At 41.9% G+C, this 26,314-nt stretch carries 18 protein-coding genes, 1 tRNA gene and 1 pseudogene; 5 read left to right on the top strand and 15 right to left on the bottom strand.

Translation table 11 applies throughout. The features are described from left to right. Window positions 1–91, top strand: a pseudogene (locus tag BM283_RS18100) (IS5/IS1182 family transposase); the annotation flags it as partial. A 29-nt stretch (window positions 92–120) separates the two neighbouring features. On the opposite strand, the gene prmA reads toward BM283_RS18100, so the two are convergent. From prmA to aroQ, 4 genes are all read right to left on the bottom strand, one after another. Continuing rightward, entirely contained in the window at window positions 121–1,038 is a 918-nt protein-coding gene (gene prmA, locus BM283_RS10960; RefSeq protein WP_090693005.1) for a 50S ribosomal protein L11 methyltransferase, read from the bottom strand. A 30-nt stretch (window positions 1,039–1,068) separates the two neighbouring features. Continuing rightward, a complete protein-coding gene (gene accC, locus BM283_RS10955) occupies window positions 1,069–2,436 on the bottom strand; it encodes an acetyl-CoA carboxylase biotin carboxylase subunit (protein ID WP_090693002.1) in 1,368 nt (455 codons plus the stop codon). Window positions 2,437–2,486: 50 nt separating this feature from the next. Beyond that, complete coding sequence (gene accB, locus BM283_RS10950) at window positions 2,487–2,957, bottom strand: acetyl-CoA carboxylase biotin carboxyl carrier protein (protein WP_090693000.1); 471 nt, start codon at window positions 2,955–2,957, stop codon at window positions 2,487–2,489. 284 nt (window positions 2,958–3,241) lie between these two features. Continuing rightward, window positions 3,242–3,697 carry a type II 3-dehydroquinate dehydratase gene (gene aroQ, locus BM283_RS10945; RefSeq protein ID WP_090692998.1) on the bottom strand — a complete coding sequence of 152 codons (456 nt, stop codon included), beginning with the start codon at window positions 3,695–3,697 and terminating at the stop codon, window positions 3,242–3,244. A 210-nt stretch (window positions 3,698–3,907) separates the two neighbouring features. Here aroQ and BM283_RS10940 point away from each other — a divergent pair. Next, a tRNA-Thr gene (locus BM283_RS10940) sits at window positions 3,908–3,983 on the top strand. Between the two features lie 35 nt (window positions 3,984–4,018). Here the strand turns inward: BM283_RS10940 and BM283_RS10935 are convergent. The 5 genes from BM283_RS10935 to BM283_RS10915 form a co-directional block, all read right to left on the bottom strand. Then, the gene (locus tag BM283_RS10935; RefSeq protein ID WP_254776337.1) at window positions 4,019–5,023 is read right to left on the bottom strand and encodes a tyrosine-type recombinase/integrase; all 1,005 of its coding nucleotides are present in this window, start codon (window positions 5,021–5,023) and stop codon (window positions 4,019–4,021) included. Beyond that, window positions 4,909–5,238, bottom strand: coding sequence for a helix-turn-helix domain-containing protein (locus BM283_RS20020; RefSeq protein ID WP_139225255.1), 330 nt, complete (start codon window positions 5,236–5,238; stop codon window positions 4,909–4,911). Before BM283_RS20020 ends, BM283_RS10935 begins: the two co-directional genes overlap by 115 nt. After that, window positions 5,235–6,584 (bottom strand): replication initiation factor, encoded by a 1,350-nt coding sequence (locus BM283_RS10925; RefSeq protein WP_090692992.1) that lies wholly within the window; start codon window positions 6,582–6,584, stop codon window positions 5,235–5,237. Before BM283_RS10925 ends, BM283_RS20020 begins: the two co-directional genes overlap by 4 nt. Before the next feature lie 203 nt (window positions 6,585–6,787). After that, window positions 6,788–7,552 carry a hypothetical protein gene (locus BM283_RS10920; RefSeq protein WP_254776336.1) on the bottom strand — a complete coding sequence of 255 codons (765 nt, stop codon included), beginning with the start codon at window positions 7,550–7,552 and terminating at the stop codon, window positions 6,788–6,790. A 310-nt stretch (window positions 7,553–7,862) separates the two neighbouring features. Then, window positions 7,863–8,822, bottom strand: coding sequence for a tetratricopeptide repeat protein (locus tag BM283_RS10915; RefSeq protein WP_090692990.1), 960 nt, complete (start codon window positions 8,820–8,822; stop codon window positions 7,863–7,865). Window positions 8,823–9,968: 1,146 nt separating this feature from the next. Between BM283_RS10915 and BM283_RS10910 the strand changes: the two genes are divergently transcribed. Further along, window positions 9,969–10,892, top strand: a complete 924-nt coding sequence (locus BM283_RS10910; protein WP_090692988.1) for a hypothetical protein — start codon at window positions 9,969–9,971, stop codon at window positions 10,890–10,892. Window positions 10,893–11,963: 1,071 nt separating this feature from the next. After that, window positions 11,964–15,674, top strand: coding sequence for a methionine synthase (gene metH / locus BM283_RS10905; protein WP_090692985.1), 3,711 nt, complete (start codon window positions 11,964–11,966; stop codon window positions 15,672–15,674). Window positions 15,675–15,786: 112 nt separating this feature from the next. Here metH and BM283_RS10900 read toward each other — a convergent pair whose 3' ends face one another. The 3 genes from BM283_RS10900 to BM283_RS10890 all read right to left on the bottom strand — a co-directional run bounded on the left by BM283_RS10900 (window position 15,787) and on the right by BM283_RS10890 (window position 19,168). Beyond that, window positions 15,787–16,608, bottom strand: coding sequence for a GGDEF domain-containing protein (locus BM283_RS10900; RefSeq protein ID WP_254776335.1), 822 nt, complete (start codon window positions 16,606–16,608; stop codon window positions 15,787–15,789). Between the two features lie 397 nt (window positions 16,609–17,005). Continuing rightward, window positions 17,006–17,638: a response regulator gene (locus BM283_RS10895; protein WP_090692980.1), complete on the bottom strand. Its 633-nt coding sequence runs from the start codon at window positions 17,636–17,638 to the stop codon at window positions 17,006–17,008. 54 nt (window positions 17,639–17,692) lie between these two features. Next, a complete protein-coding gene (locus BM283_RS10890; protein WP_090692979.1) occupies window positions 17,693–19,168 on the bottom strand; it encodes a hybrid sensor histidine kinase/response regulator in 1,476 nt (491 codons plus the stop codon). A gap of 369 nt (window positions 19,169–19,537) precedes the next feature. Between BM283_RS10890 and BM283_RS10885 the strand changes: the two genes are divergently transcribed. Beyond that, window positions 19,538–20,944, top strand: a complete 1,407-nt coding sequence (locus BM283_RS10885) for a DUF4139 domain-containing protein (RefSeq protein WP_090693009.1) — start codon at window positions 19,538–19,540, stop codon at window positions 20,942–20,944. A gap of 33 nt (window positions 20,945–20,977) precedes the next feature. Here the strand turns inward: BM283_RS10885 and BM283_RS10880 are convergent, their stop codons facing one another. From BM283_RS10880 to BM283_RS10870, 3 genes are all read right to left on the bottom strand, one after another. Continuing rightward, window positions 20,978–22,837: an ABC-F family ATP-binding cassette domain-containing protein gene (locus BM283_RS10880; protein WP_090692976.1), complete on the bottom strand. Its 1,860-nt coding sequence runs from the start codon at window positions 22,835–22,837 to the stop codon at window positions 20,978–20,980. Between the two features lie 487 nt (window positions 22,838–23,324). Then, window positions 23,325–25,247 (bottom strand): polysaccharide biosynthesis protein, encoded by a 1,923-nt coding sequence (locus tag BM283_RS10875; RefSeq protein WP_090692975.1) that lies wholly within the window; start codon window positions 25,245–25,247, stop codon window positions 23,325–23,327. Then, window positions 25,234–26,241 carry an MraY family glycosyltransferase gene (locus tag BM283_RS10870; RefSeq protein WP_090692972.1) on the bottom strand — a complete coding sequence of 336 codons (1,008 nt, stop codon included), beginning with the start codon at window positions 26,239–26,241 and terminating at the stop codon, window positions 25,234–25,236. Before BM283_RS10870 ends, BM283_RS10875 begins: the two co-directional genes overlap by 14 nt. Window positions 26,242–26,314: the final 73 nt, after the last annotated feature.

Here is a 26,314-nt window from a genome sequence, read left to right as displayed (position 1 = left end):
CCGGGCAATAGCGACACGATACGACAAGCTGAAGCGAAATTATGAAAGTATGGTAGCCATAGCGTGTGGATATCTGTGGCTACCTATGTGAAATGTCAACAGACCCTAGAGAAAAAATTGTTATTTTTTTATCCCGGCCAATAGCACCCAGCCTTCTTTTTTGCTAGCAATATTTATTTCAAACCATTGGCGATAAATATCTATGACCTGGTTAGCCTGCTCCTCAAGGATGCCAGAAAGTGCTAGAGAGCCACCTTTGCGCAAAGCATTCATCAATATGGGGGCTAGCATAATTATGGGGTTGGCCAGGATATTTGCGACCACCTTATCAACTTGCCTTTGTTCTTTTTTGTTGGTTTGGGATAAGTCTAATGTTGTGGAAAAGAGTATTCTTTCCGGCTCGCAACGATTGAGTGCAGCATTATCACGACTAGCTGCAATAGCATTGGCGTCAATATCAATGCCTAGCACATTACGTGCGCCGAGCTTTAGCGCAGCAATTGCCAGTATACCTGAACCACATCCGTAATCGAGTACAGTCTCACCAGATTGAATATTACTGTCTAGCCAGGAGAGGCAAAGTTGAGTAGTAGGGTGGCTGCCAGTACCAAATGCACGTCCGGGATCAAGAATCAAATTGATTGCGGTCGGGTCAGGGGGATGATGCCAGCTTGGAACAATCCATAACCGTGATGATATTTTGATTGGCTCGAACTGTGCTTGTGTCAATCTGACCCAATCTTGCTCTTCCAGGCGAGCTAAACGGTATTCAGGCTGGGTTGAAAGCTGCAGTGCCTGGGTAACCTTTTGCATGATGAGCGGAACATTTGCATTTTGTTCGAATAATGCAGTGACGGCCGCCTGTTCCCAGATTTCGCCTGTAACTTCGCCAGGTTCATCAAATAGAGGGTGCTCTTGTTCAGTACCGGCAGAAGCATCTTGAATATCAACGGATAAGGCACCTAGCTCGAATAGTTTATCACTTAAAATTTCAACATGTGCTGCATTGATTTCAACGGTAAGTGATACCCAGGACATTTTAACGACGGGTGACTTCAAGAGGATTGTTTAACCATTTTCCTTACCTGCTTTATTATGCAAAGCAAGTTTGTGCTCGAGATAATGAATTGAAACCCCTCCATTAAGAAAATGGGTATCGGATAACAGGTCAAGATGTAGAGGAATATTGGTTTTGATCCCATCCACCACCATTTCTGACAGCGCAATACGCATTCTGGCAATGGTTTGATCTCGATCATCTCCATATGCGATGATTTTGCCAATCATGGAATCATAATAAGGTGGCACCATATAGTTGTGGTAGACATGAGAATCTACCCGAATACCCGGACCACCGGGAGCATGGTATTGAGTAATCCGACCTGCCGAGGGGGTTAGTTTGTAGGGGTCTTCGGCGTTAATACGACATTCAATGGCGTGTCCTTTGATCACAATGTCTTTCTGCCGTAATGCGAGTTTTTCTCCTGCTGCGACCCAGATTTGCGCTTGAACGAGATCGATGCCGGTAACTGCCTCAGTCACCGGATGTTCTACCTGTAAACGCGTATTCATCTCAATGAAATAGAACTCATTGTTCTCATAAAGAAACTCAAAAGTTCCCACGCCCCGGTAATTGATACGACGACAGGCTTCCGTGCAGCGCTCGCCAATTTTGTCGCGCATTCGGGGGGGGATATTGGTTGCTGGAGCTTCTTCAATAATTTTTTGATGTCGACGCTGCACGGAACAGTCCCGTTCACCTAGATGAACGGCATTGCCATAGTCATCAACTAAAACTTGAAATTCAATATGACGAGGATTTTCCAGATATTTTTCAGCATATACGGTTGGATTGCCGAAGGCTGTTAGAGCTTCATTCCGTGTCGTGATAACTGCATTGGAGAGAGCGGCTTCCGTATGGACTACACGCATACCTCGCCCTCCGCCACCTCCAGCCGCTTTGATAATAATGGGATAGCCAATTGATTTGGCGATCTTCTTGATTTCCTCTATGGATTCCGGTAATGCATCATCTGAGCCAGGAACGCAGGGAACACCTGCTTGCCTCATGGCATTTTTTGCGCTGACTTTATCACCCATTAACCGTATGGTTTCTGGACGTGGGCCGATGAAGACAAAGCCACTTTTTTCTACTCTTTCAGCAAAATCAGCATTTTCTGAGAGGAAACCATAACCTGGATGAATGGCTTCAGCATCCGTTACTTCTGCTGCACTGATGATGGCCGGTACATTCAGATAGCTCTGGCTTGATGCAGCAGGGCCGATACATACGGATTCATCAGCCAGTTTGACATACTTGGCTTCAGCGTCTGCCTCAGAATGAACTGCCACGGTTTTAATGCCCATGGCACGGCATGCACGTTGAATACGCAAAGCAATTTCGCCACGATTGGCAATAAGTATTTTCTCAAACATATTTGAGGTGAAATCTGGAAGGGGCTAATTCAAAAGAATGGATATAAAAATTATCCAATCACAAATAAAGGCTCACCATATTCAACTGGCTGACCATTTTCAAGTAGAATGGCTTTGATCACACCAGCTTTGTCGGCTTCTATTTCATTAAGAAGCTTCATTGCTTCAATAATACATAAGGTATCACCCACTTTAACGGTCTGTCCTGTTTCTACAAAAGGTTTTGCTCCGGGTGCGGAAGCGCGATAAAAAGTACCTACCATCGGTGATTTAACAATATGTCCTTCCGGTAAACTGGGCTTAGCTTCTGTTCCGGTTGGAGCAATCTCAGTTGTACTGGCCGGCACATATGCTGTTGGGGCAGCACCAGCTTGGTAAAATTGAGGTATGGCTGCATAATTTTGTGAGGAGTAGCCGGATTTATTGATACGAACTTTCTCTTCACCTTCAGTAATTTCTAACTCAGCGATATTATATTCTTCAACTAATTCGATAAGTTTCTTTAGCTTTCTTAGATCCATATACAGCCTCCCGGAAACATTCCGTTTACGAGTAATCTAAAATCAAACCTGAGACACAATCCATGATCAAGGTTTGTAAGATTTGGTTTAAATATAAAATAGAACTTATGTGGTTCGCTAACAAAGGATGCATCGATGCATATCTGAATACGTGGCGGCGGCATATTACTACATATTATCAATTCGTTGTATGATTTATTATTCTTTATCGTTAGTCTTCTATATATTTTTAGTTTGATGCTTAAGCAAAGCACATACGAGTCATTAAAAGATTGGGTTGGAGACTATCGATCATTTAAAGCAAACAGTAATGCTAGTTCATAACCCTTTGCCCCTAGGCCGCTGATCACACCAATTGCAAGATCAGAAAAGTATGATTTATGACGAAATACTTCACGTGCATAAATATTAGAAAGATGTATTTCAATAAAAGGCACTCCTGTTGCGGCTAAAGCATCCCGTAAAGCTATACTGGTATGAGTTAATCCTGCTGGATTGATAATGATGAAATCAGTTTCATCATCCATTGCTTGCTGTACCCGGTTTATTAATTCACCCTCATTATTACTTTGAAAAGTATTTAGCTTTACTTCGGCCGCTCGTGATATTGCAGATAATTTTCTGTTAATATCATTCAAAGTGGTTTTGCCATAAATTTCTGGCTCCCGCTTACCCAGAAGATTCAAATTGGGCCCATGAATCACCAAAATATTTTTAGCTGATATATTTCTAAATGTCATTGTGAAATTATGGCTTTTTTTGCTGAAAATGTACAGATTTTTGGAGATAATCAGAGAATTTAGCTGAAATTATTGATAATTTATTTTGTTCAATTGTTTATGTTAATAATTTTTAAATTTTATTGTTAATATATCTGCTTATCAAAAGACTTATAATTGCTCACAGCCTCTTAAACCTCTATAATTTCGCCCTTGTCAGAAATTTAGAACGCTGTTGTAGCTCAGTTGGTAGAGCAACTGATTCGTAATCAGTAGGTCGGAGGTTCGACTCCTCTCAACAGCACCAAAAATCAACAAGTTAGCGCAACTACTGATTACTTCTTACTCCGATTGTGTCAAATTTGTGCTATTCAGCACGTTATCCACGACACGCGCATGCTGAGAAAATTGCTCAGGAGCAAGATGAGCGTAACGCCTTACCATCTCAGCCGATTCCCAAGCTCCCATTTCCTGGATGACATTGAGCGGCACGCCGTTTTGGGTCAACCAGCTCGCCCAGGTATGCCGCAAATCATGCCAGCGGAAATCCTCAATACCTGCACGTTTTAACGCTTTATACCAAGCTTTGGTATTAACCTGGGTGATCGGTCTTCCTTTGTAGCTGAATACTGACTTAGGATGCTTGTCGATCTGTTTGGTTAATACTGCTATAGCCGTCGCATTGAGCGTGACGTGAATCGGTTTTCCTGCTTTGGCTTGATCGCCGTGTATCCATGCCACATTGCGTTGCATGTCCACTTGCGACCATTCCAGTTTTGTCACATTTGACCGCCTCAAACCTGTTGCCAGCGAGAACTTGACGATATCCGCCAAATGTTCCGGCAATTCCTGCAAAAGCAGGTTTGCTTGCATTGGACTCAGGTAACGCACTCGCCGCTTTGCTTCACGGTATAGCTTGATGACAGGCGGTTTGTCGATCCACTCCCAATCAAGGGCAGATCGGCGCAGGATAGAGCGAATGAGCGCCAATAAACGATTAGCGGTAGCTGGACTCGTTTCCTTTAGCTTTAAATCACCTATCCTTGCAATAACATCCCGCGTGAGTTCATCCAGAAGTTTTCCTCTAAAGAACTGTTGGAGCCAGCTAATTTTTGCTACATCATCATGATGGGTCTTTTTATGCTGTGTTTCCATCAGCCATTTATAGGCTGCTTCATCCCAAGTGCGTTTCGGCTTTTCCCCCAGTTTGGTAATCCGCCACGATTCCGCTTTCAGCTTGTCGTGGAGTTCTTGCGCCTGGGTTCGGTCTTCTGTTGCAGCAGAGCGTCTAACACGCTCGCCGCTGGGTCTGGTGAAGCTGATCCACCACGTTTTTCCACGTTTAATGAGTGACATAATGTTTTCTCCCTATGTCCCACTTGCAACGCTTGCCGGGAAGTAGGATATAACGAGCGCATATAAGCAGCAAGATCATCGTCAATAAAAGCCCATCGTTTGCCCAATTTTGCTCCTGGGATGATGCCCGCTTTGGCGCGACGGCGTACTTCTTCAGGATGCAGCTTCAGGAAGAGGGCAGCTTCTTCCAGGTTGAGTGTTTTCATATGCCATCCGAAGCCTTCTGATAATCAGCAGCCGCTTTATTGACCTTCAACTGCTTTTGTTCTTCTTCGGAAACATTCAACAGCGTGTTGAATTCTCTTGCTCGTAAACGCACTTTTTCCAAAATGTACTCTAATGCAGATAAACCCATGAAAAAACCACGTTCATGGAAATACTTGAACAGGTCTAACACGTAATGATCCAAACCTTCATCAAAATCTTTCATGCCATGCTTGGCCATATAAGAAGCAATCGAACTTGCACCCAGGGAAAATATGCGATTATCGTCCGGTAATCGGGTTGCTTTGAATGATCGGGATAATGGCCAGGCATTGCTTTCCCAATCAATGGAGGAGATATAACCCCATAACGGATGAATCGGCCAGCGTGAACGTGTCTGATCGTCTGGATTAGGGATCGTCAAACGCAGCCATTCAGTGGAAGCATAGCTCCACAAGCCGTTTAGATTGGCTAATACGCTATCCAGGCTGATCAAGCCATGTTCATTCAATACATCCCGCATCATCTGAAATTCAACGCGCCAGATGGGTTCTCCTTCCTGCCAGCCAACTTCTCTCCATAATGGAGCAAGATCGGTTCTGCCTCTGGTTTGAATTTCCAGTAATTTGTTATATAGACGGCAGGTAATCTTGCCGCCTAAACCAATTGACCAGCCTGTAAATTCTTCACTGACTGCATGCGCATCTATCTTTTTGCCACGTGTAACCCATGCTTCTCGATGCCAGGATTCCATGTTTTCAGGGCAGACAAAATCAGCGCATAGGTTGATACGACTGACATGAGCTGATCCGTTTAAGCTACCTAATTCACCCAGAATATGACGCAGATGCTTTTCTGCCTCACCTGGCACGATACTGCATAGATAGCGAGAGGATAGTTTCACATAGGCCATCGGTGTTTTCCGGCTGGTTCTGGCTAGACTAATGCGAAAAGCGCCATCTTCCATCACATAAGGAAAAATGGACGAGCCTTTATCCTTGACCTCAAAGATATGACCCGCAATGGCATATTGTGCTTGCGCTTGCTGATCTATTTCTGAATGTTGTGCTAATTGCTTAAGCTGGGCTAAACGCTCTTTGACTTCTGGGAATAATTCACCTTGATAGGACAAATACAGGCTATCAACCCCAAACCTTAAAAGCTTGAAGTATTCCCTATTGCAGTTATAGGGTACTGTGTTACTAGGCGGCGTACCCTCTAATAATACATTTGACGATTGTGGAACTTCTATCGAAGTGTTTTCCATCTCGCCCCCGCAACGCGCCGCCTCGCATCCGCTCGTTGTGCGTTGCGTGTGCTCGGTGGATATATATTCTACTGATTTCATTCTGAGTCTCCTTAAAAGTTAAGAAGTCAGCAGAATGAGATTTGCTAATAAGTAAAAATAGGGGATAAAGAAAATTAATAAAAGATAAAAAGGGGTATGTAGGTATTTCTAATCGGCTTGCTGCAAGGCTTTACATAAAAAATAGCTAAGATTTATCTAGCTATTTTTATCCCTAATTTTACGGGGCCGGCCTCGTCGATTTTTTACTTCGAGTGGAGCGATTTCTCTGATCCATTCGTATACCGTATCAGCTTCATAGGAACCCGCCCCCCGTATTTCTGAATTAACTCATCTTCTACAATAGATGGTATCGTTCTATTTATATCATCCTTCCAAATAACGAAAGCAATTTGTTGACAGGCCACTTTGATACGCTGATTCATCCTAAGAGTTCTTTCTTTTTCTAGGGAGCTAGTAGAATTTTGAAATAAATCACTGTCAGCTTGATTAACTACATTAGTTTCATTCCGCTGGACTTCATCTTCATTTTTTGCTAGACCAATGCGATGATACTCAATACGAACGCTTCCTACTTCTTCTGGCTCTACATGCATCGCCCTTAATGCGAGTGTGCCAAATTCAGGCATTTCAAAATCAAGCTTCCATCCTAGAGGAAACCAGAATTCTGGCAAAGCAATACCACGCCTTTCACACCATTCATGAAAAGCTAATCTATCAAGGATAGCCCATCTGAGTAATTTACGGTTAAATCGTTTGCCAAAAACACAATCGTAAATGTCATCTCTATAGGTACGCACATAAAAACGAGGGTCAGCTTTTGAATCAGGCGGACGCTTGGCAAGCGTCAAATTCTCGCAGATGATTTCACCATGCAAGATGGCATGCATTAACAAGCGAACGTAATCTTTAACCTCTAAGGGAAGCCGAAACCAGAGCCGACTCGGATCATAACCGGCCCAGCGAAAAGAAATATCCCAGATAGTTAATTCATTAGCAATTAATGGCATATTTTTCTATGTAGCAGTGGCTTTCAGGAGGGGTGAAATCATTCAGTTTCATATAATTTATTAAACATTCAATTTCTGCTTTTCTAGTCAGCCTAGTCGAAATCGAACAAGCGGAAATATTTAGGTTTTTTAATAAATATTTTTAGATTTAGACTGCCATTATTTCAGTAGCGAATTATTCAGCAGCAAATTATTGAGATAAGTGAAGTGATGTTCGACTCGCATGGTATTTATTAAGAAACTCTAACAGCTTCAGGATAACGGCGTCAAAGTAGCATAATTTGCTAATGAACAAGCAAAGCGAAAATTGTTATTTAGAATCTTTCGACAGTATTTCGTCGAGCAGGGATTGAACTAGAGTAACTTTATCTTTAGCCCTCAATCCCTGAAACAAAGCCAGTGATTTTCTCCAGCAATCAACTGCCTGATCGGGGTGGCCTTGGTTTCGATACATCTGGCCCAGATTGGTGTAGTCAGTAGCCATGCTTTCCCTGCGGGCTAGCTCTTCGTTGATCGCTAAACTCTTTTGAAAAAAGCCGATAGCCTGATCGAGCTTGCCCTGTTTTTTGTACGCGATCCCCAGATTGCCGTAGGCATTGGCCATACCTTCCTTTCGGCCCAGTTTTTCGTATATCGCTAAACTCTTGTGATAAAAGTCGATAGCCTGATCGAGCTTGCCCTGGTTTTTGTATGCGATCCCCAGATTGCAATAGGCATCGGCCATACCTTTCTTTCGGCCCAGCTTTTTTTCTATATCAAATGACTTCTGATAAAAGTCGATAGCCTGATCGAGCTCGCCCTGGGTTTTGTACACGATGCCCAAATTACAGTATGCTACTGCCTGATTTATAGGGTCACTTGCAGAACAAGAAATTTTTAGGACAGTCATATAGGCATTTTCTGCTTTTTCAAGTTCACCGATTCTTAGATACAAATGGCCTAGTTCATTCCAACCGTTTATATTATTCGGGTCAAGCTCTGTACTACGCTTATAGGAGCTAAATGCTTTTTCCGTATCGTGCAGAAATGCTAGAGAACCCAAATGACGCAAAGCTTCAGCCTCCTTAATATTTGATTGTTTTCCTTTGCGCCTGGCTTCCGCTATAACCTCTTCGAAAATTGCTTCTGCTTTTGCCGTATCACCTTGCGCTAGCAGATCCAAGGCTTTACGAATATCGTACTGATCAGTGTTTTGTTGGGTAAGTGCCTGGATAGTTTCCTGTAATGATTTGATGATCTGGGCATCTTTTTCTCCTTTTTCAGCTGCCAACTTCTCAGCTAGCTTTAGGGCGTCTTCAACGCTTAATCCAATGTAATTATTCGTGCTTAGAGAAGAATAGGGCGGTGGGTGCGTTGTTGAAGGAACAGATTCCGGTTTGCGACTTTTTTCCAGACCCAGATACCACCAATGCCAGTTATGACGGAAAAAATTATTCCTTTAATTACATCTAGTGATTCGAAGGCTTCCTTATATTGAACTAACCAATCGAAGAATTGGGAGATATCCACTGAGTAAAATTTGTGTATATTGAATAAATGAATTTACCTATTGATAATTAACGTTTGTTTATTCAGTAGAACAATATCATTAATTAGCTAATTACGTGTAGAACTGGAGTTTAACGTATATTTAACGCGGATGTAATATATTTATCTTTACAAAATATGCATATTACATAACGAATGATCACAGCTTCTTCCCACCCACCCGTCAAAAATATAGAAACGTAACAAAACTGGTGACATTCAGTGAGTATTAGCGAGCACTGGCGATAATAATATCAATAAAAATAGTCAGTTATAACACCTGTTAATCCGCAGATCCCAGGTTCGAGTTCTGGTTGGAGAGTCAATTCGGTACAAATCTGGATACTTTATCAAGTGTGTCAGACTTTAATTAGGTTACTGTATGCGCAAGCACTGAATAACTTCCTCTAATCTCGGCGTAATTGCCGTTAATGCAAATTTCGCTGATCAACAGTTTCAAATATTCCTTGTCGAACCTGCTTGATCTATCCATCAGTTTGCCAGCCCTATATAGCAAAACCAGCTAGAAATGATTCAAAGAGTATTCTCATTGTCTCATCTAGCACAAATGAGCATACGCCAAAGTACGCGTAAACAACAAAACCAAACCGTTAAGATGCTCTTCAAATTCTATATATTCCGAATCATTCTTAACTGGTTACGCTATACATCGCAGGCTCACCACCAGTCATTAGTCATGACAGATTCATTCTTAATATCTTGCTGGGATAATCAAAAATCACTATATTGGGGAGTTAATTTTAATTGGATATATTCGTTATCTTTCATGTTGCTTGAGCGTGATTAGCTTTCGGATAGGTGAGTTTGGGTAATTACTTTGTAAAAAAATTACTACGTAAAAAATATTTTTTAATTAATGGCAAACTTAATGAAAATTAGCAATTCTTTGAATTTATTAAGAGACCCTATTTGGGCTTCTATAGCAGCTTTTGTTGCAATTATCGGCTCAATTATGAATTATGCTGATTCAAGTCCAGATAGACTATCAATTGTACCAAACCATGCCTTTTCCAAATTATCAGAGTTTTTGCCAAACACAAAAATCAAATTTAGTATTGAAGAAGAAACTATCGAGCTAAAAAATCTTTTTTATACATATCTATGGGTGCAAAATAATTCTTCATCAAACATAAAACCAGGTGATTTTCTAGAAAAAATAGGAATAAAGTCGATTAGTGAAGATTTAGAGATAATTTTAGTAACTTCTTGTAAAGATCTTGGAAATCTTAGTCTGACAAAAATTAATACTCCCTCATTTGTTTGGAGTAAAAATGATTTGATTTGGGAAGTAGAACCTGAATTGATTAATTCTGGGGAAGGAGGATGTAGTTTAATAATTGTGAAATCAAATCAAGTAGCTCCTATTAATATGAATGATTTTAAATGGTCAGGCAGAGTAATAGGAAATAGTATCAAGATTTATGACTCGAGAGACGATTATTATCAAGATAATAAAAAACTATCAGATTACTTGTTTATTTATATTTTTATGACCACAAGTGGATTAATCTGGTTTTTTATAATTCAAAGTGTTCTATCATTAATTTCAATTCTTTTGATAAATAAAGTATGGTTCTCAACTAAATTGACATTAACTGAGCTTAGTAAGATTTATTTTACATTTTTATTAACTATTACCACATCTGAAATTATTGTTTCTATTTTTATTAATTTAGATATTCAACACCCAATAGCTTGGTTGCTCTTACTGTTACATTTTTTAGTTTTATGTATCTTAGCCTATAAAGCATATTTAGCAAGTATTCAAGCAGTTAGAATCAATAATACTTAAATCATTTGATGAAATATTCTTTATTCAAGTCAAAAATAATTTGAATGAAGAATTTAAACAGAAAATTTAATATACCAGCTGCCAGTTTTATCCTATTTGGTGAGCTAAAGAGGTTACTGCAATGATTGTGTCAATTTTGTGTCAAACTACGCTAAGATCCCCAATGTTTGAGACTGTGTGACACTGATTTTATGCTAGGCAAGCATTGTAAGTGATTGATTTGTAAATATATGAAATTTTAGGTTACGTTTCGTAATCAGTAGGTCGGAGGTTCGACTCCTCTCAACAGCACCAATAAAATCAAATGGTTATTAAGTGAAATATTTGCTGTTCATATTTTGCTAACTTTAAATCCACGTCTTTAATTTAGTCCTAGCCATACGCTACGCACAGAAATTTACAGATTTTGTACTTGCCCCAGCGTGAAAAGCGTATTAAAGAAAACTAAATTTCATTTTCCCAGGGGTTGCCGCAACAAACGCCATGGTGCGCCACTACGTAAGATCGACAACTCTGCATTCTCGATAATATTTCTCAACGCTTCCGATATAAACTCGCTCTTGAAGCAGCAAGAGTCGATATGAAAACTCCTTTTGTTCATCGGTAAATTCTGTTCTGCTATTCATTAGCATAGAAAATGAATCAAATAAAATGAATCAAATTCTCATGGATTATTACGAAACGTCAACAGAGCCTAAAGATTTTAAAATTTTTGTAGAAATAACAAAATCAATATCAGGCTTTATTTTGATAACAGTAAGCTAGCGCAAAAACAACTCATTACTGCTGTTTAACCTCTTATTTCATTTATAAAAATAATTCCATTTCCAAACCAGGCATAATGAATGGAAACCGCGAATGCAATCGCAGGCAGTATACAAATACTACGGCAAAAGCTGGCAAAGTCAGGTTTGATTTAGAAATAGATTAAGGTTCGGAAACGACCTATTACCCTCTCGCCAAGCGAGCTGCCGGAGTTGAAATGCTAGCCGTTATTTCCTCAGACCATGTTACAGGAACCATGGGGTATAATCAGCTACTTTGTATTTAACGGAAAAATATCATTCCATCATGACTCATCTTCGCACTGCTTTATTGGAAAACTTGCTTACTCGTCGTATCCTACTTCTAGACGGCGCGATGGGCACAATGATCCAGAGTTACAAATTGAGCGAAACTGATTATCGAGGGAGCCGTTTTGCAGATTTTCCTCATGACCTCAAGGGCAATAATGATTTGCTAACGCTGACACAGCCTCAAATCATCCGTTCTATCCATGCGCAGTACCTGGAGGCTGGCGCTGATATCATTGAAACCAATACCTTCAACTCCAATGCTCCTTCGATGGCTGATTACCATATGCATGAGTTGGTCTATGAATTGAATTTTGCAGGAGCCAAATTAGCACGTGAAGAAGCACTTGCGATGGAGGCTAAAACACCGGATAAACCCCGTTTTGTTGCAGGGGTGATCGGACCCACGACCAAAACAGCTTCTATTTCACCGGATGTGAATGATCCCGGTTTTCGCTCCATCACCTTCAAACAGCTTGTGACGGATTACTCGCAATCCATACAGGGGTTAGTGGAAGGAGGTACCGATATTCTGCTAGTGGAAACCATTTTCGACACACTGAACGCTAAAGCAGCATTATTTGCAATTGAGCAGTACTTTGAGAAAAATAATATTCGCTTGCCTGTCATGATTTCAGTCACGATTACCGATGCTTCCGGTCGCAATCTGTCTGGACAAACACCAGAAGCATTCTGGAATTCGGTCAGACATGCCCAACCCTTGTCAGTGGGTATCAACTGTGCATTGGGTGCTGAATTAATGCGCCCTTACGTTGAAGAACTTTCCAGCGTGGCTGAGGTATATACCAGCACTCACCCCAACGCCGGCTTACCCAACCCATTGTCTGAAACAGGTTATGACGAATCACCCGAATATACTGCGAGCTTGATTAAGGAATTTGCCCAGTCGGGTTTCGTTAATATTGTGGGCGGCTGCTGTGGCACGACACCCGCTCACATAAAAGCTATCGCTGATGCAGTAGCGGATATTGCCCCACGAAGTATTCCGGATATCCCCAAGAAACTGCGCCTCTCCGGCTTGGAACCACTTAATATTGGTGAGGATTCGCTCTTTGTCAATGTGGGCGAACGTACCAACGTGACCGGATCAAAAGCCTTTGCCCGCCTGATACTCAATGACAATTATGCAGAAGCACTGAGCATTGCACGCAGCCAAGTCGAGAATGGGGCACAAATCATTGATATCAATATGGATGAAGCCATGCTCGATTCACAAAAAGCCATGGTTACCTTCCTCAACTTGATTGCATCAGAGCCGGATATCAGTCGCGTGCCTATTATGATTGATTCGAGCAAATGGTCAGTGATTGAAGCAGGCTTACAATGTATTCAGGGTAAAACCATCATCAATTCCATCAGCTTAAAGGAAGGTGAGGAAGAATTCATTTATCATGCCAGGCTTGCACGTCGCTATGGCGCAGCAGTCATCGTGATGGCATTTGATGAGAAAGGACAGGCCGATACATTAGCGCGCAAGGTTGAAATCTGTACGCGTTGTTATCGTGTTTTAGTCGACAAGGTTGGCTTCCCGCCAGAAGACATAATTTTCGATCCCAATATTTTTGCGGTAGCGACCGGTATCGAAGAACATAACAACTACGCGCTGGATTTCATTGAAGCTATCCGTATCATCAAACAGACTTTGCCTTATGTCAAAATCAGCGGCGGCGTCTCCAATGTGTCCTTTTCTTTTCGTGGCAACGAGCCGATCAGAGAAGCCATTCATACTGCATTTCTATACCACGCTATCCAGGCTGGTATGACCATGGGTATCGTCAATGCGGGTCAATTAGGTGTGTATTCGGATATCCCCAAAGATTTACTCGAACGAGTTGAAGATGTTCTGCTTAATCGCCGTCCAGATGCGACTGAGCGTTTGGTTGAATTTGCCGAAAGTTTCAAAGGACAGAAAAAGGAGCAGGTTGAAGATCTCAGCTGGCGTAATCAATCCGTCCGCCAACGATTAACGCATGCACTCGTCAAAGGGATCGGCACCTATATTGAAGAAGATACTGAAATCATCCGTCAGGAAATAGAAAGCAGAGGAGGACGACCCATAGAGGTCATCGAAGGTCCTCTGATGGATGGCATGAATGTAGTAGGCGACCTGTTTGGCGCTGGGAAAATGTTTCTGCCGCAGGTAGTTAAATCTGCGCGCGTCATGAAACTGGCAGTTGCCTATCTTCTCCCTTACATTGAGGCTGAGAAAAAAGTTTCCGGTGACGCTAAAGCGAAGGGAAAAATCGTTGTTGCCACAGTAAAAGGCGATGTCCATGACATCGGCAAGAACATCGTTGCAGTCGTCCTCCAGTGCAACAACTATGAAGTTATCAACATGGGAGTGATGGTGCCCAGCTCGCAAATCCTGGAAACCGCGCGTAACGAACAGGTTGACATTATCGGATTATCTGGCCTGATCACCCCTTCTCTCGAAGAAATGGCGCATGTAGCCAAAGAAATGGAGCGGGAGGGTTTTACTATTCCTCTTCTCATTGGGGGTGCCACGACCTCGCGCGTACATACCGCCGTTAAAATTGCGCCGCACTATAGTGGAGTTACAGTGTGGGTGCCTGATGCAAGCCGGGCTGTTGGCGTATGCAGCCAATTAATGTCTCAGGATCAGCACAGTACGTATATGCAGGAAATCAAGGCAGAACAAGAGAAAATCCGCACACAGCAAAAAAACAAAAAAGGTCCCTCACAATTATTACCTCTCACTGAAGCACGTGCAAATGCATTGAAAATAGATTGGCAGCACTATGCTCCCCCTGAATCTAGCTTTCTCGGTATTAGAACCCTGAATAACTACCCTTTAGAAGCACTGGTTCCTTATATTGATTGGACACCCTTCTTCCAGGCATGGGAACTATCTGGACGCTATCCGGCTATTCTAGAAGATGAAGTAGTAGGCGAAGCTGCCAGCAATCTATTCCGCGATGCACAAACAATGCTGAAGAAAATCATTGAGCAAAAATGGCTTACAGCCAATGCTGTCATCGGACTCTTTCCAGCCAATACAGTCAATCATGACGACATCGAAATTTATTCGGATAAATCCCGTACTAAAGTGCTGATGACCTATCACACCTTACGGCAGCAAACAGTCAAACCTGCCGGACGCCCCAACCTCTGTTTAGCAGATTTTATTGCACCCAAAGAAAGCGGCATCATGGATACGATTGGATTATTCGCAGTCAGTGCGGGTTTTGGCATCGATGAGCGAATAAAAGCTTTCGAAGCTGCCAATGATGACTATAGTGCCATTATATTGAAAGCATTGGCTGACCGCCTGGCTGAAGCATTTGCCGAACACATGCATGCGCGTGTGCGGCGAGAATTCTGGGGTTATGCCAAAGATGAAGCACTCAACAACGAGCAACTTATTAATGAGAAATATCAAGGAATTCGCCCCGCCCCAGGCTATCCAGCCTGTCCCGATCATACTGAAAAAGGACCTTTGTTTGCCTTACTCGAAGCTGAAAAACGAGCAGGTATCATTATCACCGAATCTTATGCTATGGTTCCTACCGCGGCGGTATCCGGCTTTTATTTCTCGCATCCGGAATCTACTTATTTCGCTGTAGGTAAAATTGGCAAAGATCAAGTAGAAGATTATGCCAGAAGAAAAGGCTGGACGATTGATGAAGCGGAAAGATGGCTCGCCCCCACATTGGCATATGAGCGCTGAGCGCTCAATAAATACCAATCGAGCCATGAATCAGGTATTTATAATACCCTGCCGTATTAAGCGAATAGAGACTATCAGAATCTGGTTCGCGCCAGGAGGATAGCAATAGCAATCATAGGGCAACTTCTATCTGTGATAATCCTGTGTTTTTTGCACGGAATAATGCTTCATCAACCCGCTTAATCACCGTATGCTGATGCTCATCAGTTTGGCGTAATGTCACTCCGCCACTAATAGTGATCGATACCGGTTGTTTATCTTTATTGAGTACAGGATTGCTAGCCAGCATGTGCTGTAATCGCTGTATGATACGTACCGCATCATTGATCTCTGTATCAGGCAATAAGATAATGAACTCCTCCCCACCATAACGGGCAACCACATCGGTTGGACGTAACGCATTCTTTATGGTTCTTGCCAAAGAGATCAGAACATTATCGCCGAATGGATAACCATAAATCTCATTAATTTCCTTAAAGTTATCCAGATCAATCAGGATAACGCATAACGGATTTTTGCTTCGGTCTGCACGGGCAGCTTCACGGATAAAATGCTCATCCAGTCCGCGCCGGTTAAACAAGCCAGTCATCTGATCGGTATGCACTAACTCTCTGATGAGTGCTAGCTCATGCTTCAGAGATTCAATTTTTTGCTCAGTATCAGAGATCTTGTGCCGTGAATTGGACATCTCATCACTTTGATGCAAATCCCTGGTTTCAGACAAAACAGCATCCAGAATTCTAATTATTTCATTCACATCATGAGTTTTTCTGATTTCGTGGGCATACTGCTCAGCGTGCTGATAATATTCATCAACGGTTAACAATGCTTTGCTGCTTTCCTCACTTGTTTCATTTTCCTCTCCAACCTCGGATGACTTGACCAGCTTTAACCGCATTTCACTCAAAGTTTGCATAATAATGTAACCTCTCATTGATAACACCAGGAATAAGATGATTATTCCAGTCAAACCCAAGCCAACACTGATTAATTAAAAAGGATAAGCCGCTGCAGGAATAATCTACCATTATCTGTAGACTAACAAACTCAGCATGATTTAATAAATGAAATTAAAATGGAAATCCAGCTTTATTCTAAATTCCCCTTAATCTTATTCCATTTCTCAATCAAAAATGACGCGAAGGCGAGCCGCAGACAGTATCAATCATGCGGCAAGTAAAGCCCACAAAGTCAGTTTTGATTGAGAAATGGAATGAACCATAAGCAGACACTTGTAGATCCTACAAGATAAACTCAGTCAAACACCGGGATAAGATAGAGATCCTAAAAAATATTGAATGTTTACCAAGTAATTGGTGGCGTAACTCAGATTAATCAACCAAGTGGTGTTTAATAGCGTAACGTACTAATTCAGAATTGTTCGTTAGTTTAAGTTTTTCCATAAGACGAGCACGATAAACACTGACTGTTTTTGGACTCAGACACAAGCTGGTAGAAATTTCCGAAAGGGACTTACCTGCCGCAATCAAGCATAATGTCTGATATTCCCGATCAGATAAACTATTATGTAATGGTTGATCAGTATCTAATGTAATTGCGTTAGCCAGCTCCTGTGCAAGGGATGGAGTAATGTACTTGCGCCCCGCTGCCACCTGACGAATCGCTGTCACCAGTTGCATAGGCGCACTTTGTTTACTTAGATAACCGGCTGCTCCTGCTTTAATTGCGCGGATCGCGAATTCACTTTCGTGATGCATGCTAAGCATTAAGATAGTGAAATTAGGCTGGTCTTTTTTAATCTGTTTGAGCACCTCAATACCGTTTCTGTCCGGTAGTGAGATATCCAGTAACATCACATCAAAAATTTGCTGGCGTGCGATGGTTATCGCCTCAAACCCGGTTTCTGCTTCACCAGCTACACTAATATCATCCGTCTCACTTAAAATCTGTTTCAAACCCTGGCGTACGATGGCATGATCATCAGCGATCATTACACGTATCATTCTACCCTCCCTCGCCTATTATTTTTCGATACATGATACAACCTACAAAGGTTACTATTCTTTAGCATTCACTGGAATCTGGATTATCACACAAGTTTCCTTTTCAGGTATTCCGTTAACATAAAGGTTTCCACCCAATTGTTGACAACGTTCACGCATTCCCCGTATTCCAAAAGATCCTGGTTTGTTCATATCTGATTCCCTAATTCCATGCCCATTATCAATCGCTTCCAAAAATACCCAACCGTCATTTTCAAATAGCTTGACTTTAACGTTCGAGGCGCCTGCATGTTTAGAAATATTAGTCAATATTTCCTGAAAAACACGGAAAATAGCGCTAGCTAAATCTGCATCTAACGGAATATCTTCACTGTCACAACAAAACACACAAGGAATTTCTGTACGTTTGCTAAATTCCTTTGCTTGCCACTGAATTGCCGCCACGATACCAAAATCCAGTATACCTGGCCGCAGGTCTAATGCTATTCGGCGCGTGCTGTCAATCACATTATCGACCAGCTCTTCAATCGAGGCTGCTTTCTGCTGGTAAAAATCAGGTTTCCTCGGTTTTGCGTCCATACAGAGCAATAGCTCACATTTAATTGCTGTCAAGGTTCCGCCAATATCATCGTGAATTTCTCGGGCGATCTTTGCGCGCTCATGCTCCTTAACTTTCTGTAGATAAGAAGTAAGTTCAGCCAGTCGCGCATGCGAGCGAGCAATTTCAATTTCTGCCAGCTTATTGCGTGAAATATTCATGACGATACCGTCCCATAGCACCCCATCATTGGGTGAGCGGCGTGGTGTTGCACGTAAACTGACCCACTTAATATCTGGATCACCTTTAACTTGAATGCGCCCCTCCCAGTTCCAAGTAGAAAAATGCTTGGCCGATGCTTGCATGAGTTGATCATAAGAAGCCCTATCTTCAGGCAAAATCAGGTTAGTAAATAAATCCGGCTGCTCTATTAAATGGGTGGGTGAAATTCCTAAGAGCATCACAGAGCCTTCACTTACATAAGAAAAGCTTTTAGAACCATCTTGATTCAATAAAAATTGAAATACCAACCCGGGCAGATTCGAAGCAATTGCACGAAAGTGCGCTTCACTTTTCTGCAACGCAAGCTGTGCTTCTCGAATATGCTGAAGCGTTTCCATTTGCTTCAGACTACGCTGTATTGCTTGCACCAATCTTGCCGTACAGCAAGCTATTGAAATAAAATCCTGAGCGCCTACTTTCATCAAATGAGCTGCAGATTCATCATTTCTACGGCTGGACACGACGATAACAGGGATACCTAAATGATGCGTAGCAAGATGAGATAATACCTGTTCAGCGCCTAGTTCAGGCATTGTATCATCAGATAAAATTATATCCCATGAAGATGCAATGAATGTCTTCGGAAAAGCTTCAATAGTATCGACACATTCTGAATTAAAACACAAATCACTTGCCCTGAGTGCCTGACAGATATGCTCAGCATTTCTGGCCGAATATCCTACCAGCAGTATATTGAGCGTTCTGGTCATCCTTAATATTCATCCAAATAAAAGAATTTTACATATTATAAAGCTATCATACAAAGAAGGCGGCATAGAAGCCACTCAAAAAGTGGCACTAAAAACTAAGCTATTGACTAAGCTCTCCTTAAATCAACTAATAAGCAAGTGATTACGAGTGCGGAAGAAATGGCAAAAATGTCTCAAGCCAAGCACAAAGACTCGACAGATATCACAGAGCATGTTGAAATAATTAAAATAATGTAGAAAGCAAACACTATTTCCAATCCCAACAAAACTATGATAATAGAATGGCTGGACAAGAGGCATTTAGCAGCAGACAAAAAGTATAGTTATAAAAAAAATCGCTGCATCAGCATACTACTTGCAATAGCAGTAATGAGTATCTCTATTCCCATCAGTTATGCGGCCGCAATAACAAACGAAAGAGTTACTACCTCTCAAGATCAGAAGAACATCATTGTTACTATTTATAATGGGAACTTGGCATTAATAAAAGATTCACGCAGCGTTATACTGGATCAAGCTTTCAATAAACTGGCTTGGCAGGAAGTCTCTGCGCAGATACGCCCTGAAACCGCGCTATTACGCAACCTTGCTTATTCTTCAGGATTTCGCTTACTGGAGCAATCTTTTGATTTCGATGTGCTCACTCCGAAAAAACTACTGGAAAAGTACTCAGGTAAAGAAGTAATCGTTATACGGACGAACCCAGCAACCGGTTCTGAAGCTAGCGAAGTGGCTACAATCCTTTCGACTAACGAAGGAATTATTCTAAAATTTATTGACCGAGTTGAAAGCAGTGTACCTGGACGAATCGTGTTTCCTGGTTTACCAGAAAATCTGCGTGACAGGCCTACCCTACTCATTTCACTGATTAGCCCATCCCAAGGCAAACATGATCTTGAGCTTTCCTACCTTACATCCGGCTTATCCTGGCGTGCCGATTATGTAGCTGATCTGAATGCAGATGATAATTGGCTTGATCTCAATGGCCTGATAACATTTACCAATCAAAGTGGCATAGCCTACCATAATGCCAGGTTGCAACTAGTGGCAGGTGATATTCATCAAATTTACCCTGAACAGCCCACCTCCCAAAAAATGATGACATTTGCGCGAGAAGTAGCTGATAGTGCGCCAATGAAAAAAGAAGCACTTTTTGAATATCATCTTTATACATCACCGCACCCTATTACACTTGCTGAAAACCAGACTAAACAGGTTGCCCTCATGTCTGCAACTCATATTCCAGTCAGCAAGGAATTTATTCTGCAAGGTACGGATCATTATTACTCTGGACAATACCCTATCATCAGCCATAAATTAAAAACTAACGTATCCATCAGTTTTGCTAATAAGGGTGAAGGCTTGGGAATACCGCTTCCAAAAGGAATTATCCGAGTCTACAAAAAAGATACCGAGGGAAATCATCTCTTTATCGGTGAAGATCAGATCGATCATATACCTCAAAATGAGTTGGTTCGTCTCAGCCTGGGGAGTACCTTTGATATTACCGCTGATAAGTTACAAACCGATTTTCAACAAATCTCTGGCGCGCTAGGTCATAGCAGTATGGTGGAAACGGCTTATCAAATTACACTAAGAAACGTCAAGAAAGAGGCAGTCATAGTAAAAGTACAGGAACCCATTCCAGGAGATTGGACTATGCTATCTGAATCATTGCCTCATATTAAGTTATCCTCTGGCATGGCGGAATGGAGAATACCTGTTCCAGCTGAGGATGAGGTCACGCTAACCTATCGGGTACGCGTCAAATACTAGAAAGTAGCTGCTTTTATTTAATAAACTAGCGAATCAGATTTGCCCGCATTCTTCCATTGCTGCTTCCAGCTCCAGCCAGCTTTCTTCGAGTTCAGCAATTTTTCTTTCTAATTCAGTACGGATATGATTGAGCTGGCTGATTTCCTCGCGTGTACAGTTCGTATAAGTAGCCGGATCAGCTAACTGGTGATGGATTGCAGCTAACTCAGTTTGCGCAATGGACAGTGTTCCCTCGAGTTTAGTTTGCTTAGAAATAAGTGCTTTTCTATTCGGTTTAGGCGTCTTTGGCTGAGTAACTTTCTCTGGCTTAGGCTTAATCGCTTTATAGGTACGCTGATTCTCAATCCAGTTTTTATAATCTTCCAAATCACCATCAAATAGCTGGGCCTGGCCATCTGCAACCAGCCAAAATTCATCCGCCACGGCACGAATCAAACTACGATCATGTGACACCAGGATTACACTACCGGTATATTCTTCCAGCGCCAGTATGAGCGCATCACGCATGTCCAAATCAAGGTGGTTGGTAGGTTCATCGAGCAACAGTAAATGGGGTCGTTGCCAAGCGAGTAAAGCCAGCACCAAACGGCTTTTCTCACCACCGGAAAAAGTCATCACCGGACGATCTTCACTGTCCGCAGCTAATCCAAACCGCCCCAGGAAAGTGCGTAATGTCAACGTTGTTTCCTTCGGGGCGAGTTGCTGAAGATGCTGTAATGGTGTCATTGATCCATCCAATTTCTCGAGCTGATGCTGAGCAAAATAACCAATACGGATATCTGACGCGATCTCTATTCGCCCAGCGCTCGGTTTGAGCTCATCAATCAACAATTTGATTAACGTGGATTTGCCCGCACCGTTCGGTCCCATAAGCGCAATACGCATCCCTGCTCGCAAGAATAAATTAACATGTTGAAAGAGCATTTCTCTACCATAACCAAAACCCATGCCTTCCACTTTCAGCAAAACATCCGGGCCTCGCTCGGGCGCATCGAGCTGTAACCGATAATGACCATCATCTACATGGAGAGGTACGATCCGCGCCAACCGCTCGAGCGCCTTAATTCGGCTTTGTGCTTGTTTAGCCTTGGTAGCCTTTGCTCGAAAACGCCGCACAAAATCTTCCATATGGGCTATATACCTTTGCTGCTGCTGGAAAGCTTGGCCCTCTTGAGCGATACGTTCAGCACGAGTGCGTTCAAAATCATCGTAATTCCCACCATAACTATCAATGATCTGGTTATGAATGTGTGCAATACGATTCACACATGTATTAAGGAATTCACGGTCATGTGAAACGACAATTAAGCTACCGGGATAACGAGCCAGGTACTGTTCCAGCCAAAGAATAGCTTCCAGATCAAGATGATTGGTTGGTTCATCCAAGAGGAGTAAATCAGCTCGATGCATCAATGCGCGCGCTAAATTCAAGCGCATTCGCCAGCCACCTGAAAATTGGCTAACGGGATGCTCCAATGCATCATTTGCAAAACCTAATCCATTCAGCAATTGGGCTGCGCGCGCACGCGCTCCGTAGCCATCGATTGCTTCATAGCGTTGCTGTGCCTCGAACCAGTGGGCATCATGTGTTTCACGCATCAGGATTTGCTCTAATTGTCTCAATTCAACATCGCCATCAAGCACAAACTCCAATGCAGATTGATGAGAATTGATAATTTCCTGTTCAACAAAAGCAACCGTTTTGCCAGCTTGAAGAATAATTTCACCCTTATCCGGATGGATTTCCCCCCGTATCAAACGAAATAGAGTAGATTTTCCGCAGCCATTTTTACCGACCAAACCCACACGCTGATTGGCAAATACCTGTAAATTAACATCCTGCAGAAGTGGCAGTCCATTTTGTAAATAAGTAAGGTTCTGAATATTCAGCATGAATGATGACTAATAATTTTTATCCACTTCCTTCACATATAAACTGTGATATGAAATGCATCTCTTTATTGAAGAATCCAAAGTAATGATTAGTATTTTAATTATTTATTTTCAATATGTTAAATAAGGAATTCTCCTCATAAATTATCAATACTCTTGACATCTAAAACAATTCACATTTTCTTTTTAAAATAATTTATTTCAATTTAAATTTGCATCAATATTTATTAAAATTACAACTATTTGATTAAAAATGATTGTTTCATGTACAAAAATTAATCAAATAATAAAATACTGTTATAGGCAATTATCTTAATACTATTTACAACTTACTCACAAAGTTATCCACAAAAATTGTGAATAACTCATCCTGAAAAACGATTTCATTGATTTTGATAATGAACATTCCTCAACGAAACGTATGCTTGAATACCTTAAGCTTCAAACGTAACAAAACAGAAACTGGGTTACTTCCTTGCTCTGTTTATCAATGTGTATTTAAAGTGACTACTTGCTCTGATAAGTTTTGATCATCTGTTCTTTTATTTGAATACTCAGGAACCCATTTTGTTAAGGCCCACCTGACCTCCTCATCCTTTAGCACAGGTTGTTTGGTAAACCAATCCATAAATGACGCAAGCCATTGCTCATCAACTTGGTAAGACAGCGTAATACTAAGTTTTTTATGTTGGGTTGGCAAAGTATTTTCATTTTCTGTAGCGAGTTCTTCATATAACTTCTCACCTGGACGCAACCCAGTATAGATAATCTTGATATCTTCTTCGGTCAGGCCAAGCAAACGGATCATATCTTTGGCCAAATCTACGATTCTGACGGGATCGCCCATGTCCATAACAAAAATTTCTCCTCCACCTTTCACACCACCCATCAAGCCCGCTTGTAAAACCAATTGTGCTGCTTCCTGAATAGACATGAAATAACGCGAAATCTCAGGATGTGTCACAGTAATGGGTCCACCTTTTGCGATTTGTTCCCTGAATTTAGGGATCACACTACCTGTACTTCCTAAAACATTACCGAACCGCACGATGACAAAACAAGTTTTGGATGGTGCAGTATACTTATTCTCAGCATGTAACACTGATTGCTGTAGTGCCTGACAAACCATTTCAGCCAATCGCTTGCTGGCCCCCATTACATTGGTAGGGTTCACCGCTTTGTCAGTGGAAATTAGCACAAATTTTTCTACCGCATGTTCAATCGCTACTTCTGCCAGCACATATGTTCCCATGACATTATTCAACATAGCCTGCCAGGCATTTTCATTTTCCATTAAAGGTACATGTTTATAGGCCGCAGCATGGAATACCACCGTAGGTTGATATTTATCAAATACTTGTGAGAGTCTTGCGCGATCTTTGACATCTCCGATCACAAACGCCATAGAGACAGCCGGAAATTTGAGGAGGAATTCTTCTTGAATGGCATAGAGCGCAAATTCATTCAATTCAAACAAGACAAGCTGCCTAGGATTAAATGCCATGATTTGCCGGCACAGTTCAGAACCTATCGAACCACCCGCACCTGTAATAAGTATCGTTTTTCCGGTCAGCAGATCATGCAAACCTTTCGTATCGAGCACCACAGGCGCCCGGCCAAGTAAATCATCCAGCTCAACATTGCGGATTTGTGATACAGTCATTTTCCCGCTGACAAGGTCAGCATAGGATGGAATGGTCAATGCCTTAACACCTAGCTCTGCGCACATTTCGAGCGCTTGACGCCGCTCGTTCTGAGAAGCAGATGGCATAGCAATAATAACATGGCCCACACCTAATTTTGCTACCCATGCAGGTAATTGACTGATCATACCTAAAACCCGAACGCCATGAAGACGAGCTCCTAATTTTTTGGGACTCCCTCCCAGTAATCCCACTACCTGCCAATCAGGGCTACGATCCAGCTCTTTTACCAGATTAATTGCAGTATTTCCTGTCCCCAGCACAATGACTGGTTTACGTTCTGAATTTTTTAAGCTGTAAAACCGCCCTTCTTTCCATGACCGATATAAAATGCGGCTTCCTCCCATGATTAGCAGCAAGAGTAATGGGGTAAGGAATATCACTGCTCGTGGCAGCAAGACAGGCAGTTTCAGCATAAATATTACAAACGGGACAATTACTGCACCGCAAGTAACGGTTAGCAGAATTCTTTTTAAATCTGGCAAGCTGGCATAGCGCCATAATCCGCGATATAAGCCAAAGGAATAAAAGATAGCCGCTTGAGTTGGTGCAATCCAGACTAAATTTTCCTTGAGTGAATCTTGAAAATCAGCAGGAATTTCAAAATTGAAGCGGAATAAATAAGCGAACCACCACGCTATGATCACTGCAATAAAATCATGAATGAAAGCAATGAGAGAGCGTTTATGAATTTTACTTGCAATCATTCTGTATTTTAGTGTAGCGATAGCGTTGATAACAATCAAAAGCCCGCATTATAATTAAATAAATACTTCCCCACATCACCGCCAGCCAGCTCTGGGTGATAAAGTCATAACTGTTTGCCCATACTGCACTCCCGCCGACCATCAGCATCAGTAGATATTCCAATAAGGCTGTATTGCGGTGCCCAACCCCACTCTGCACAACCCTCTGGTAATAATGTTCACGGTGTGCTTGCCAAACCCTTTCACCACGGAAGAATCGCTTAATCAGCGTCATACTCGCATCGACTATAAAAGGTGAAAATATCAGTAAAGGCAGCCAAAAAGACCACAAACCTTTAACCCAACCTAAAATACCGAACGCCGCCGCTAAAAAACCCAATGGCACTGCCCCCACATCTCCCAGAAATATTTTGGCGGGATGAAAATTGAAGCGTAAGAAAGCCCCAGCGGAAGCCATAATACAAAAGTTAATCATGGCAAATTCCATATCGCCTGCAAGCAACGCTGTTACACCATAATAACCAAAACCGATGAACGCCATACCACCCGCTAGCCCATCAGAACCATCCATAAAATTATATAGGTTGGACATCCAGGCAATGGCCAGTCCCATTCCTATCACCATAACCCAATTGTAACCATCTAGTAAAAGCATCGCAGAAAAGCTGATGGCAACAAGAATATGAGCCAGTAAACGCACCAGTACAGATACACCCTTCACATCATCAGCCAAAGAAACAAGCGCAAGTACGCTAAATCCTACCCACAATGAAATAGGCAATGAAGCAGAAAACAGCAGCCATACCAACAATATCGAGAGAATCAGACCGATACCACCAGTCCGAGGAACAGGAGTGCTATGTAACGAACGTTTATTTGGAAAATCCAATATTTTGAGTGCATTGCCTTTCACCAGCCAGAAAATAAGTAAATAGGCCACTAGGAAAGATAGCAAAGGAGCTGCAACAAGTTGAAAAGAAAATTCCGAATTCATGAAGCAGAATTATGCTGGAAAAAACAGGCGATAGGCGAGCAAGGCGTTGAATAAAGATCCAACCAGTTCTCCT

This window comes from Nitrosomonas sp. Nm34, assembly GCF_900113925.1.
In the GTDB taxonomy this organism is placed as follows: Bacteria; Pseudomonadota; Gammaproteobacteria; order Burkholderiales; family Nitrosomonadaceae; genus Nitrosomonas.
This window is presented reverse-complemented; position numbering and strand designations above follow the sequence as displayed.